Annotated in this window: 9 protein-coding genes; 6 read left to right on the forward strand and 3 right to left on the reverse strand. The window is 58.5% G+C overall.

The window, feature by feature from the left end:
* The first annotated feature begins 133 nt into the window (after nt 1-133).
* The 6 genes from gnd to GWR55_RS03540 all read left to right on the forward strand — a co-directional run bounded on the left by gnd (nt 134) and on the right by GWR55_RS03540 (nt 9,921).
* On the forward strand, nt 134-1,156 hold the full coding sequence (gnd, locus tag GWR55_RS03515; protein WP_162401023.1) for a phosphogluconate dehydrogenase (NAD(+)-dependent, decarboxylating): 1,023 nt from the start codon (nt 134-136) through the stop codon (nt 1,154-1,156).
* A 24-nt stretch (nt 1,157-1,180) separates the two neighbouring features.
* Nucleotides 1,181-2,620: a glucose-6-phosphate dehydrogenase gene (gene zwf, locus GWR55_RS03520; protein ID WP_238398617.1), complete on the forward strand. Its 1,440-nt coding sequence runs from the start codon at nt 1,181-1,183 to the stop codon at nt 2,618-2,620.
* 145 nt (nt 2,621-2,765) lie between these two features.
* Nucleotides 2,766-3,902 (forward strand): glutamine-hydrolyzing carbamoyl-phosphate synthase small subunit, encoded by a 1,137-nt coding sequence (gene carA, locus GWR55_RS03525; RefSeq protein WP_162401025.1) that lies wholly within the window; start codon nt 2,766-2,768, stop codon nt 3,900-3,902.
* Between the two features lie 88 nt (nt 3,903-3,990).
* A complete protein-coding gene (gene carB, locus GWR55_RS03530) occupies nt 3,991-7,257 on the forward strand; it encodes a carbamoyl-phosphate synthase large subunit (protein ID WP_162401026.1) in 3,267 nt (1,088 codons plus the stop codon).
* Nucleotides 7,258-7,267: 10 nt separating this feature from the next.
* Entirely contained in the window at nt 7,268-8,317 is a 1,050-nt protein-coding gene (locus tag GWR55_RS03535) for a dihydrodipicolinate synthase family protein (protein ID WP_238398618.1), read from the forward strand.
* Between the two features lie 260 nt (nt 8,318-8,577).
* Complete coding sequence (locus GWR55_RS03540; protein ID WP_162401027.1) at nt 8,578-9,921, forward strand: MFS transporter; 1,344 nt, start codon at nt 8,578-8,580, stop codon at nt 9,919-9,921.
* A gap of 155 nt (nt 9,922-10,076) precedes the next feature.
* On the opposite strand, the gene GWR55_RS03545 is transcribed toward GWR55_RS03540, so the two are convergent.
* From GWR55_RS03545 to tolB, 3 genes are all read right to left on the reverse strand, one after another.
* Nucleotides 10,077-11,075 carry a tetratricopeptide repeat protein gene (locus GWR55_RS03545; protein ID WP_238398619.1) on the reverse strand — a complete coding sequence of 333 codons (999 nt, stop codon included), beginning with the start codon at nt 11,073-11,075 and terminating at the stop codon, nt 10,077-10,079.
* 265 nt (nt 11,076-11,340) lie between these two features.
* On the reverse strand, nt 11,341-12,099 hold the full coding sequence (pal, locus tag GWR55_RS03550; RefSeq protein ID WP_162401028.1) for a peptidoglycan-associated lipoprotein Pal: 759 nt from the start codon (nt 12,097-12,099) through the stop codon (nt 11,341-11,343).
* 109 nt (nt 12,100-12,208) lie between these two features.
* Nucleotides 12,209-13,582 carry a Tol-Pal system beta propeller repeat protein TolB gene (tolB, locus tag GWR55_RS03555; protein WP_162401029.1) on the reverse strand — a complete coding sequence of 458 codons (1,374 nt, stop codon included), beginning with the start codon at nt 13,580-13,582 and terminating at the stop codon, nt 12,209-12,211.
* Between the last annotated feature and the right edge of the window lie 29 nt (nt 13,583-13,611).

The raw sequence follows: 13,611 nt of genomic DNA on the forward strand, positions 1-13,611 counted from the left end.
CTAATAGCGGGTGAATTTTCTTCAAACAGTTTCAGCAGCAAGCGAAACGATCTTGTCGACGCGAACATCCAAGCAGGGGGAGTGTCCTCTAAGAGCAAATTTCAGCCCTGGGTAAAACGAAAGGAGCGATGGTATGCAACTTGGAATGGTTGGATTGGGACGAATGGGGGCCAACATGGTCCGCCGGCTGGTGGCTCACGGCCACGAGTGTGTGGTCTACGATCGATCGTCAGAGGCGGTCGCAGAACTGGCGAAGACCAGCGGTGTTACCGGTGCGTCCTCTCCGGAGGATCTCATCAGCAAACTAACCCCTCCACGCCCAATCTGGCTCATGATTCCTGCCGGTGCAGTCGATCAGGCGATCGCGCAGATCTCTCCTCATCTTCAGGCCGACGACATCCTGATCGACGGTGGAAACTCCTATTACATCGATGACATTCGTCGATCGAAAGACCTGCTGCCGAAGAAGATCCACTATGTGGATGTAGGCACCAGCGGCGGGGTATGGGGTCTGGATCGTGGATATTGCCTGATGATCGGAGGCGAGGATGAGGTTGTTCAGCATCTCGATCCCATCTTTCAGGCGATCGCTCCGGGTGTCGGGGACGCGGAGCGGACCCCGGACTTCGACAAGGTGGGTGGAACCGCCGAGCACGGTTACCTGCACTGCGGCGCAAACGGGGCTGGACACTTCGTGAAGATGGTGCATAACGGAATCGAGTATGGAATGATGGCCGCCTATGCCGAGGGTCTGGGGGTCCTCAAGGGCGCAAATATCGGCAAGCACACTGCCGAAATCGACGCCGAGACGACCCCACTGCGTGATCCGGAGCACTACCAATACGACTTCAATCTGGCTGCGGTTGCGGAGGTGTGGCGGCGCGGGTCTGTGATTGCCTCCTGGCTGCTCGACCTGACGGCATCTGCCCTGGTCGAAGATCGCGAGCTCTCAAAGTTCAGCGGCCGCGTCTCCGACTCCGGTGAAGGGCGCTGGACGATCAAGGCCGGAATTGATGAGGGGATTCCTACTCCCGTCCTGACCACTGCGTTGTACGAACGCTTCAGCTCGCGTGGCCTGGCGGATTTTTCAGATAAGCTTCTTTCTGCGATGCGCTATGAGTTCGGCGGTCATCTGGAGAAGCCGTCAGACAATTAACCTGTAACCTTCAAGGAGATGCCTTTGAGCACGCAAGCGCCGACTGTTCGTCCTGCCGTTCCTTCCGATGCCCTGGTCTTCTTTGGCGCCACCGGAGACCTCGCCTACAAGAAGATCTTTCCCGCGCTCCAGGCGATGGTTAAGCGTGGAGAGCTGAATGTTCCGGTGATCGGAGTGGCAAAGGCCGGCTGGAACCTGGACCAGCTGAAGGCTCGTGCCCAGGACTCTCTGGAGAAGCACGGCGGCGTCGATCAGAATGCGTGGCAGAAGCTCTCATCGCTGCTTCGCTACGTCGATGGAGACTATGCCGACGACTCTACCTTTGCAGAGGTTCGCAAGCAGCTGGGACCTGCACAGCATCCGGCAAACTACCTTGCGATTCCGCCCTCGCTGTTTGAAGAGGTGGTAGCGAAGCTCGTGAAGTCCGGCTGTGCACGTGGCGCGCGCATGATTGTGGAAAAGCCCTTCGGTCACGATCTGGCTTCGGCGCAGCATCTCAATCGAGTCCTTCTCGCGGCGTTTCCGGAATCGGCGATCTTCCGCATCGATCATTACCTCGCAAAGGCACCCGTGCACAATATCGTCTCCTTTCGGTTTTCGAACTCGTTCATCGAGCCGCTCTGGAACCGGGACCACATTGAAAGCGTTCAGATCACCATGGCCGAGAACTTCGGCATACAGGGGCGGGGAGCGTTCTATGACCAGAATGGCGCGGTGCGCGATGTGATGGAGAACCATGTCTTCCAGGTGATGTGTAATCTCGCCATGGAATGTCCGGCGCGACGCGACAGCGAATCCATCCGCGACGAGAAGGTGAAGGTGCTGAAGGCGATCCCGTCGATCGAACCATGTAACGTTCTTCGCGGCCAGTTCACCGGTTATCGGAATGAAAAAGGCGTGGCTCCAGATTCGACCGTGGAGACCTACGCTGCCATGCGTCTGGAGATTAAATCGTGGCGCTGGGACGGAGTCCCGTTTTACCTTCGTGCCGGCAAAGATCTTCCAACTACCTGCACTGAGGTGATAGCGAAGATGCGAAAGCCGCCTCAAGCCAACATGACCGAGCCCGCACCTCAGAATTATCTGCGGTTCCGCATCCTTCCGGAGATGGAGATTGCGCTTGCCGTCTCCATCGCCGGATCGGGAGAAGGTACACCACGCTCGCTGATCGAGCTGGAGGCCTGTCGGGCGCCGCGCCCGCAGGACATGGATGCCTACGAACGGGTGCTCAGCGATGCCATGGAGGGCGACTCCACCCTGTTCGCGCGCCAGGATTATGTGGAAGAAGCCTGGCGCATCGTGGATCCCATGCTGAAGGCGCAGACCCCTGTCTATTCCTACCAACCAGGTACGTGGGGCCCGACAGAAGGCGTTCCCCCGGAGACCATGGCAAATGTAACCCCTCCAGGAGGATGGCAGGAGGCGGTTTCGTCCGCGCAGGCCGGTTCCCGCACGAGTTTGTAAAGCGGCGATTCACGCCGCACTTTCCTTGCTGTCGAATCGATTTTTAGCGCCGCGGAGCACACAATCTGCAGGTGCGATGAGATGTGTCCGAGCGCAGTGGCGTAGATGCTGCTAAAATCTATTAAATCCACTCCTCGGAGAGGCAATGCAGGCAATCTTGGCGCTCGAAGACGGGCGCATCTTTCGCGGCAAAAGTTTTGGCGCACGGGCGGAGTGCTCCGGCGAAGTGGTCTTCAATACATCTTTGACCGGTTACCAGGAGATCTTTACCGATCCTTCCTACGCAGGACAGATCGTAGTCCTCACCAATCCGCATATCGGCAACTACGGCACCACCCCCCATGATGCCGAGTCGAAGAAGCCTTACATTGAAGGCCTCGTAACCCGCGAGTTTTCGCCGGTCAGCTCAAACTGGCGGTCCACGCAGGTGGCAGACGAGTATCTGGAACGTTTCGGAATTCCAGTCATCGCTGAGGTGGATACCCGCGCGATCGTCCGGCATCTCCGCGCCAATGGCGCCATGCGCGGCGTGATCGCGAGTGGCGACAACCTCGATGCAGAGGCGCTGGTCGCTAAAGCTCGCTCTCTCCCTAAGATGGAGGGAACGGATCTCGCCAGTGTCGTCAGCACAAAAGAGCCTTATAGGTGGGATGCCACTGAGCCGAAGAACCAGACAGGCGACCCTCTGCTGAAGTCTGCCGAGAACGGCGAAAAGACGCTCCACGTTGTCGCCTACGACTTCGGCATTAAGCAGAATATCCTTCGCATGCTGGCCAGAGAGAACATCGACGTAACGGTGGTTCCGGCCAGGACATCGGCAGAAGAAGTGTTGGCCATGAATCCCGATGGCGTCTTCTTCTCGAACGGCCCAGGCGATCCCGAGCCTCTGGACTATGCGATCGAGAACGTGAAGAAGCTCCAGGGCAAAACGCCGATGTTTGGCATCTGCCTCGGTCACCAGATCTTCGGGCTGGCCCTCGGTGGGAAGACCTACAAGCTGAAGTTTGGCCATCATGGTGGGAATCACCCGATCATGAACCACCAGACCGGCAAGGTGGAGATTACAGCGCAGAACCACAACTTCAATGTGGACCCTGACTCTCTCCCCGCCGACGTCGAGAAGACCCACACCAATCTGAATGACCACACGCTGGCCGGTCTACGTCATAAGACCGACCCGATGTTCAGTGTGCAGTACCATCCCGAGGCCAGCCCCGGACCGCACGACTCCCACTACCTCTTTCGAGACTTCCGCAAGATGATGGAAGAGTGGAAGAAGTAGCATTTTCGATTTCAGGCATACAGCAAGGGCGCAGCGGTAAGCGCCCTTTGAAACGCCAGCAGGATTCAGCAACAAGAAAGACGTAAAGATGCCACGTAGAAACGACATCGCGAAGATTCTTGTGATCGGCTCCGGGCCGATTGTGATTGGCCAGTCGGCAGAGTTTGATTATTCAGGCACCCAGGCATGCAAGGCTCTCAAGTCCGAGGGGTACGAGGTTGTCCTCATCAACTCCAACCCGGCCTCGATCATGACCGACCCTGAAGTGGCCGATCGGACCTACATCGAACCGTTGAGCGTGGCCTACCTTGAAGAGATTATCCGGCGTGAGGTCGAGATGATGCCGGCAGGTTCGGGCAAGTTTGCCGTGCTGCCGACCGTCGGCGGACAGACGGCTCTGAATCTCGCCGTCGAACTGGCCGACTCCGGGTTTCTGGAGAGTCAGGGCGTCGAGCTGATTGGAGCCAAGCTGGAAGCCATCAAGAAGGCGGAAGACCGTCTCCTGTTCAAGGATGCGATGAATAAGATCGGTCTCGACATGCCGAAGTCGCAGCTGGTCAACTCCGTCAGCGCCGGCCTTGAGTTCACCACGAAGATCGGCTTCCCGGCCGTGATCCGCCCCAGCTTTACTCTCGGCGGCTCAGGCGGTGGGATTGCGTACAACCGCGAGGAGATGACGGATATCCTCTCCCGTGGTCTCGATCTCAGCCCCGTGCATGAATGCCTCATCGAAGAGAGCGTGCTCGGATGGAAGGAGTATGAGCTTGAGGTTGTTCGCGATCTCAAGGATAACGTCATTATCATCTGCTCTATTGAGAACTTCGATCCGATGGGCGTGCATACGGGCGATTCGATCACCGTAGCTCCGGCGCAGACGCTTACCGATCGCGAGTACCAGGTGATGCGCGACGCCGCCATCCGCGTGATCCGTGAGATTGGAGTGGAGACCGGCGGCTCGAACGTGCAGTTTGCCGTCAACCCGATCACGGGCCGTATGACCGTCATCGAGATGAACCCGCGCGTCTCGCGTTCCTCAGCGCTGGCCTCCAAGGCGACGGGCTTCCCGATTGCCAAGATCGCCGCTCGCCTGGCGGTTGGCTACACGCTCGATGAGATTCAGAATGACATCACCAAGGCGACTCCGGCTTGCTTTGAGCCCACGATCGACTATGTCGTCGTCAAGATCCCCAAGTGGCAGTTTGAGAAGTTTCCCGGAGCGGACGAGACTCTAGGACCACAGATGAAGTCCGTCGGCGAGGTGATGGCGATTGGACGCACCTTCAAGGAAGCTTTGATGAAGGCTGTTCGGTCGCTTGAGACCGGCAAGCGCGCCGCGACTGACGATATCGAGCCACGCCGCCTCATTCAGCGGCTGGTGACTCCACATCCGGAGCGTCTGGCCTATGTCCGCTATGCCTTTGAACAGGGAATGAGCGTTCGCGAGGTGGCGCGCACCACCACGATGGATCCTTGGTTTCTTCACCAGATCAAGCAGATCACCGATGAGATCAAGGCGATTGGCGACGCGGGCATGGACGAGGTGACCGCCGATCAGCTTCGCACCGCTAAGCGCATGGGAATCTCTGACGAGCGGCTGGCCGCGGTCTGGGGTTTGAGCGGAGCTGAAGGCAATGCAAAGGTTCGAGAGCTACGCAAGAAGCTCGGCATCAATCCGGTCTACAAGCTGGTGGACACCTGCGCTGCCGAGTTTGAAAGTTTCACGCCATACCTCTACAGCTGCTACGACGAAGAAGATGAGGCAGCGCCGACCTCGAAGAAGAAGATCATCATCCTGGGTAGTGGACCGAACCGCATCGGGCAGGGAATCGAGTTCGATTACTGCTGTTGTCATGCTGCCTTTGCGCTGCGTGAAGATGGCTACGAGACGATCATGGTCAACTGCAATCCTGAGACGGTTTCGACGGACTATGACACCAGCGACCGCCTTTACTTCGAGCCGCTGACCCTTGAGGACGTGCTTTCGGTCTACGAGCACGAGGCATCTTCGGGAGCACCGATCGGGATGATCGTGCAGTTCGGAGGACAGACTCCTCTGAATCTCTCGCTTCCGTTGAAGAACGCCGGGGTTCCGATCATCGGCACTTCACCGGAATCGATCGATCTGGCCGAAGACCGCAAACGTTTCGGCAAACTGATCGAAGACCTTGGGATCCCGCAGCCGCAGGGTGCGATGGCGACCAGCGTGGAGGAAGCGGTTGCCGGAGCAAACCGCATCGGCTATCCCGTTCTGGTCCGTCCCTCGTATGTGCTCGGCGGTCGGGCGATGGTCATCGCGTATGACGATGCAGCCGTGCTTCGTTACATGACCACTGCGATTGAATATTCGCAGGAGCGTCCTGTTCTCATCGATCATTTCCTCGAGGACGCTACTGAAGTTGACGTAGACGCACTCTGCGACGGTGATGATGTCGTCATTGCCGGCATTATGGAGCACATCGAAGAGGCTGGAATCCACTCCGGCGATTCTTCCTGCGTGCTTCCGGCGGTCGATATCGCCCCGGAGGTCCTCGACACGATTCGCGATTACACGCGTAAGCTGGCGAAGGCCCTCGAAGTTCGCGGCCTGGTCAATATCCAGTTCGCTATCCAGCGCGGCAAGGTCTACGTGATCGAGGTCAACCCTCGCGCTTCGAGAACGGTTCCTTATGTCTCGAAGGCTACCGGTGTTCCGCTGGCGAAGATCGCCTCACGCATCATGGTGGGCCAGAAGCTGAAGCAGCTTCTTCCCGAGCAGGTGGATGCGGGCAAGGACCTCGGTACCGGCTCGCACTACTTCGTCAAGTCGCCCGTCTTTCCGTGGGGCAAGTTCCAGGGTGTCGATCCTGTGCTTGGACCGGAGATGCGTTCGACCGGAGAGGTGATGGGAGTTGCAGACAACTTCGGTGAGGCGTTTGCCAAGGCGCAGATTGCTGCAGGCCAGGTGCTTCCGCTGAAGGGAACGGTCTTCCTGAGCGTGAACGACCATGACAAGAAGGGCGTGGTTGCGCTGGCCAGGCAATTTGTCGAGATGGGCTTTCACATCGTCGCCACCCACGGAACGGCATCGGTGCTTGAGGCTGCCGGGCTACAGTCCGAGCGCGTTTACAAGGTCCAGGAAGGCCGTCCGAACGTAGTCGATCTGATCAAGGGAAATCGCATTCATCTGATCATCAACACGCCGCGCGGGCAGGACACCTTCTTCGACGAGAAGGCGATCCGGCGCGCCGCAGTGCAGGCCCGCATTCCGACGATCACCACGCTGGCCGCGGCTCGTGCCGCTGCAGAGGGAATTACAGCTCTGCAGCGCGGAACCTTGAGTGTTTATGCGCTTCAGGCGCTTCACGCGGAGCGGTAACAGGAGACAGATGGACATGCTGCTGGAAGGTCTTTATGTGCCGCTCACAACACCCTTCTACCCGGAAGGCAGGTTGAATCTCCGCAAGCTGGAGCACAATGTCGATCGCTACTCCAGAACTCCGGTCGCGGGAATGGCCGTTCTTGCAGAGACCGGAGAGGCGGAATTGCTGTCGGATAGCGAGACGCGAGATGCACTGACCGTTGCTCTTGGAGCCGCTACAGAGAGCAAGGTGATGGTGGCCGGCATCTCGCGAGCCAGTGTCAATGGAACGCTTGAACTGGCAGATTTTGCCGCTACACTCGGCTATGACGCTGTTCTGGTAAGGTGCCCAACCTCGCTGAAAGCGCATCAGACGAAGGAGATTCTGACCTTCTTTCAAACAATTGCGGATCGGTCTACCCTTCCGGTCCTTCTCTATTCGGTTGCTTCGGCTCCGCTTGCGGCGGAGTTGGTTGCGCAGCTTGCGACCCATCCTGGAGTAATCGGCCTGGTGGATGATGATGCATCTGCTGACAGGACCGCGAGGATTCTGGACCTTACGGCGGAAGTTCGCCGCGAAGTGACCGTAACTCCGGTCTTCGCCGCTGTGACGGGACGAATGCTTGCTGTCAAGGAAGAGGTTGGCGACGCGACCTTTATTCCGGCAGCGAATCTCGGAGGCAGCGCTGCAGTTGCGGCAGCGGTTCCGAAGCCGGCGATCAAGACGCGGAGCAAAACGGTTGGCTTTCAGATTGTCGCCTCAAATTCCCAGAGAATCCTGTCGAGTCTTCGTGCGGGCGCGTCGGCCGTGATGCCGGGGTTCGCTGCGGCAGCTCCGCAGGCATGCTACGAGGTCTATGCCGCCTGGAAGGACGACGATCAGGCGCTCGCTGATGAGAAACAGGCCTGGATTGCGCCGGCAATCGCCAAGGCCGAGGTGGAACTGGGTGTTCCCGGGATTCGCTACGGGTGCGATTTGAATGGATACTTCGGTGGTCGTCCTCGGTTGCCGCTCTTGCCGGTCACCGCTGGCCAGCGCAATGAGATCGAGAGGGCCATGGCGGGAATACGAAATTAGTTTCTCGCCCCGTATGTTTTTGTACAAAGTCTTGGCACTCCTAAAAGTCCGGACTTGACCTGGCCTGCCTCCCGGGTCTGCCTGTTCGCAAGGAGGTTGTCATTCCAACCATAGCGCGGCGGAGTGGAGGGATCTGTTTTTCTACGGAAATGACTACACGGAGACAGCAGAGAAGCAGATCAATCCACCCAGGCTTCGCCTCAGGTCGGGATGACACTTTCTCCTAAGACGAATATGTGGATACGCCCTAGAATGGTTTAGTGATAGACGATTCCTCCTCTCCTCGTAAGGGACTTCCACAGATATTTGACCGCCGTGGTATTTACTACGGCTGGATCGTGCTGTTTGCCGGAACCGTTGGCATCATCATGAGCGTTCCCGGGCAGACGATGGGAGTCAGCATCTACACAGATCCCCTGCTGACCAGCCTGCATCTGAGCCGCGTGGACCTAAGCATGGCCTACATGCTAGGCACGCTCGGTTCGGCGTTGCTGCTACCCTTTGTGGGGCGCCTGCTGGACTCGATCGGTTCTCGCGCTGTTGCGGCCTTTGCTGCCCTGGGACTTGCCCTCTGGCTTGTATTTCTTTCCTTCAGCCCATCGATCTCAACCAAATTTGGCTTGTGGGCGCACCTCTCTCCACGCTGGGCCGGAGCGATTGTGGCTTTTGTCGGATTCCTGGGAATCCGACACTTCGGGCAGGGAGAGCTGACAATTGCATCGCGGACCATGATGGGCCGGTGGTTTGAGCGAAGGCGGGGACTTGTGCTGGGATTCAGTGGGCTCTTCGTGGCCTTTGGTTTCGGGGTGGCTCCGCTGGTGCTGAACCTGCTGATTCTGCGCTTTGGCTGGCAGAGGTCGCTGGAGGTGCTCGCACTCGGCTGCTGTGGAATGGCGCTTTTTGCGTGGGCTACCTTTCGAAAGTCACCAGAGGCATGTGGCCTCGAGATCGACGGAAAGAGCGCCGTAGAAAATATCCAGGCCGGTATAGAAGACGAGATCTCATTTACGGCAAAAGAGGCACGGAGGACGATCGCGTTCTGGGCGTTCAATCTTGGCATGGCTGCCCATGCCATGCTGTACACCGCCATTACGTTTCACATGGAGCGGATTGCCCAGCTCAATCAGATGAGCAACGCCAAGGCGTTCAGCGTGTTTCTGCCGGTCGCGATTGTCTCCACCTCAGCCGATCTGATGGGAGGAGCAATCAGCGACTGGGTTCCGATGAAGTATCTTCTACTGGTGATGCAGCTTGGACTCTGTCTCGGACTGCTGGGGGCCCGTTCCTACGGGACGACTCGTGGGTTTCTGCTGACGGCGATCGGTTTCGGGCTGGGGAACGGGTTGTTCTCGCTGCTGAGCAGTGCCGCGTGGCCGAAACTCTTCGGCAGAGAGCATCTGGGCGCGATCTCGGGCTTCAATATGAGCTGGGTTGTCGCCGCCAGCGCTGTTGGGCCCTACCTGTTCAGCCTGGGAGATGCCTGGACGGGAAGTTACAGGAGCATCCTGCTGTTCAGCCTGATTATTCCGGTAGGAGTTCTGATTGCCTCGTTCTTTGCAACTGCTCCCACACGAGAGCGGGTCATACAAGAGGTTTCAATTTAGGGGGCGGTATCAGAGTGCGAACGCAGTTAGGGGCGCCGGAGATTTTAGACGCAGGTCGTCGACTACGCGCTGGCGCGCTTCGCTCAGGATGAAACTCTCTAAAAGGTCGCGGCTTGGTGTTACGACGAGGGATTGCGTTACGACGTGGAGCAGGGCTAACGCTTCGGGACTACGGTTACGCCCATTCCGCTCAGCTTGCTGCGGGCCTGCATGGCCTCGGGGGAGTTGGGGAAGCGCTGGATAAGGGCGCGCAACTCGCGGACACCGGCATCGTTCTGCTTGAGGGCGATCAGGGCCTGACCTTTGTGCAGGTGGGCAACGGGAACCTTGTTGCTGTCAGCGTATTGTTCGATGACCTTGTCGTATTCCGCGATGGCGTCCTGGTAGTGGCCGCCACGATAAGCGATCTCCCCCCGGTAGAAAGAAGCATTTCCGGCCAGGGGGTGATCGGGATATGACTTGACGACGTCCGCAAACTCGGAGGAGGCGAGCTGGTACTTTGCTCCCATGTAGTCACCGAGTGCGGTTTTGTACAGATCGTCGACGGGAGGAGCTGCGGGTGCGGCTGCTGTCTCGTTTGGTTGAGGCGCCGGAACTACCTCGGACATGGGAGTTCCGGCTGAGGGCTTTCCCCGTTTCGCAGGCGCTGGAGCGACGGTTGGAGGCGGCGTATTTGCCGGCGGCGGAGTAGAAACGGAGTCGGGGATTCCGCCACCGGCCGGAGGCATGTTGGCGTTGATGGACTGCTGTTGGTTCTGGATGTCCTGGGTCAGCTTTTCAAGACGGGTGAGCCTCGCCTTGACCTCATCGATAGAATCGTTGAGCGACTGGATCTGGCCGGAGACCTGATCGAGCTTCGTATCCTGGTTCTGCTGGCGGTTTTGAAGCTGTTTCTGCAGGGTATCGATGTTGAGCGACATGCGATTGACGGAGTCGGCACTCTGCTGGACGAGGTCCTTCATGACTCCCATGCGCTCGTCATTGGACTGCTGCAGCCGGGCTACGGCGTCCTGAAGCTGCTGGACCTGGGTCTGTAGCTGGACGATCTCTTTGCTGACCGCGAAGGCCGGTGAAGCTGGAACGAACAGGGAGACGGCGAGCGCAGCGCAGGCCATGCTGAGGTAGCGTTTCGGGATGGGGGTAGGAGTTTTCATAACGGCTTTGTGCCTCTTGGTTACTGCTTCGATGTGCTCGGTTGCATCCTCAGGGGCTAAAGCCCCTTTTTCTTCTCGCATTGGTGTGGCACGGCTAAAGCCGTGCCCTTAACAAAACAAGGTCAAACATCTGAAGTAACAAACATCGGATATACGGTGCAACGTGAGCTATAACGGTCCCAAACATCAGCTTCGAGAACGTCAGCGTGAAACGTTCGATGTTGATAACGCTTCACGCTGACCGTATCTATATTGCTCCGATCGGCTAGCGGTCGAGTGAGAACTGAGCGCGGCGGTTCTGCTGCCAGCAGCTTTCGTTCTGCTCGGTGCAGAACTGCTTCTCTTTGCCGTAGCTGATGACGCGAATGCGCGACGCAGAAACGCCAGCGTTCACCAAAGCAGTCTTGGCAGAATTGGCGCGGTTTTCTCCGAGGGCGAGGTTGTACTCCGCCGAGCCACGCTCATCGCAGTAGCCGCCGATGACGATCTTGATGGCAGTGTGCGAATTGAGGTAAGAGGCCGCCGTCTGGGCCGAGCTCTGGGCATCGGGACGGAGATCGTAGCTGTCGTAGTCGAAGAAGATATCTTTCACGTTCTGGTGGAAGGCAGCCTCGGAGCCCATATCGCCTTCGCCGTTGCCCGCAGAGGGAGCCTGGGGAACGCGCACGGTGACACGAACATTGGCCTCAGTTGTTCCGCCATCTCCCTTGGCCGTCAGGTGGAAGTCCGTGGAGGTAGAGGGAGAGACTGTCTGGGTACCGTTGGCCGGAACCTCGCCGATGCCGTCGATGCTGACGGAGGTCGCGTTTGTCGTGCGCCAGTTGAGCACGACGGACTGACCTACGTCGATGGCGACGGGGTCAGCGGTGAGGGTAGCGGTCGGCGCGGGAGCCGAGGATGGCATGGGGCCGAGGGAAGCGGGGTTTACCGGCTGCTCTTTCTTGTGGCAGCCTGTAACACTGAGCGCGGCCACGACTGCAGCCATAACCAGAGCCTTGCGATAATTTGCGGGCAATACGTTCATTTGGAGATTTCTCCTGCTCTTTCTATTTATCGATCGGGTGCAACTATGAAAAGGTTTCAGGTTAGTCTGCGAGACTGCGGTGAAAACTCGCAGGGAAGAAGTCACTGATCTACTTCCAGCTCCAGTTTGGCATGTCGGCTCCTGGGCCAGTAAGGTTGCGACGGCCGGTGCCGTCTACCAACATACTGACGATGCGTGTGCTGGAGGCACGCCCGTCAGGGGAGTTTGCAAAGACGAGATGACGTCCGTCCGGAGACCAGGAGGGGAAGTCGCATCGTCCTATGTCATGGGTGACCTGAATCCACCGCTTGGTGGCCACCTCCATCACATAGATATCCTGTCCGCCAGGAGCGCCGGGGCCGTACTTGCGATCCCAGGCAAAGGCGATGAACTGTCCGTTGGGCGACCATGACGGCGAGGTGGCGTATCCGCCGTCGGTGAGCCGGGTGACGGCAGAGCCATCGGCATCCATGATGTAGAGCTGCGGGAGGCGGGTCCGGCCGCTGATCCAGGCAATCTGGGCACCGGTCTTGGGATTGAAGACAGGGGAGACGTCAGGGCCGCGGAAGCTGGTTACCCGGCGGGCCGCTCCACCGCTGGCGTCAGCGATGTAGATCTCAGGATCGCCGGTACGGGAGGAAGAGAATGCGATGTTGTTGCCGTTCGGTGCCCATGCCGGAGAAAGATTGGTTCCACCTCCGCCGGAAGGGAAGCTGACCATCCGGTTGAGGAGAAGCGAGTACATCCGGATCTGGAAACCATCTTTGCCCAGTGAGGAAAAGGCGATACGGCTGTTGTCAGGCGAGACGCGGGGCGAGATGGAAACAGTGCCCAGATGGGTGATCTGATGCTGGTTGGCGCCGTCGTAGTCCATCGCCCAGATCTCCTTGTTCCCGCCGGCGACCTTGACATAGTAGATCTTTGTCTCCGCGATCCCGGGGACGCCGCCGCCGAGGCGGAAGATGATCTCATCGGCAAAGCGATGCGCCACCTGCCGGGCCATCTCCTCATTGGCCTCTTCGTTGTACTGCTTGGCGAGGACCTGTGGAAACTGAGTGTTCTTGGCGTCGAAGAGGAATCCATTGACGGTAATACGGCCGCCTGATGCGCCGAAGGCGCCGAAGGCGACCATCGCGGCGTTGGCGGGTGCGCCGGACCACTGGGCCAGGTTCATCTCGCCGGGGGCTCCCGGGGTCGCCTGGGGGAGAAGGCTCTTGGAGATGACGTCGAAGATACCCGCGTTCGTGAGGTCATTGAAGAGGGTGGTATCGAAGACCTGCTTCAGCGAGACGCCTTGCGGATCGGCAGAGACGGGCTTAAAGTCAGCGACCGCGATGCGGATGTTGGAGACGCCAGCGGAGGTTTCGGTCTTGAACCAGTCCTGCGCCCGAAGGGATGCCGATGAAAGAAGCACGGCAAACACAAAGAGCCCGGCGGGCCGTAGAAGAAGTTTTGCCAGAGAACGAGCGGGACAATATTTCATCACTTTTATCGTAGACGGAAAGAGGGGGG

The organism is Edaphobacter sp. 12200R-103, assembly GCF_010093025.1.
Taxonomy (GTDB): Bacteria; Acidobacteriota; Terriglobia; order Terriglobales; family Acidobacteriaceae; genus Edaphobacter.

Bases quoted from the DNA above. Each gene is read 5' to 3' on its own strand.
- gnd (WP_162401023.1), top strand. From the start codon at position 134: ATGCAACTTGGAATGGTTGGATTGGGACGAATGGGGGCCAACATGGTC.
- carA (WP_162401025.1), top strand. From the start codon at position 2,766: ATGCAGGCAATCTTGGCGCTCGAAGACGGGCGCATCTTTCGCGGCAAA.
- carB (WP_162401026.1), top strand. From the start codon at position 3,991: ATGCCACGTAGAAACGACATCGCGAAGATTCTTGTGATCGGCTCCGGG.
- GWR55_RS03535 (WP_238398618.1), top strand. From the start codon at position 7,268: ATGGACATGCTGCTGGAAGGTCTTTATGTGCCGCTCACAACACCCTTC.
- GWR55_RS03545 (WP_238398619.1), bottom strand. From the start codon at position 11,075: ATGAAAACTCCTACCCCCATCCCGAAACGCTACCTCAGCATGGCCTGC.
- pal (WP_162401028.1), bottom strand. From the start codon at position 12,099: ATGAACGTATTGCCCGCAAATTATCGCAAGGCTCTGGTTATGGCTGCA.
- tolB (WP_162401029.1), bottom strand. From the start codon at position 13,582: ATGAAATATTGTCCCGCTCGTTCTCTGGCAAAACTTCTTCTACGGCCC.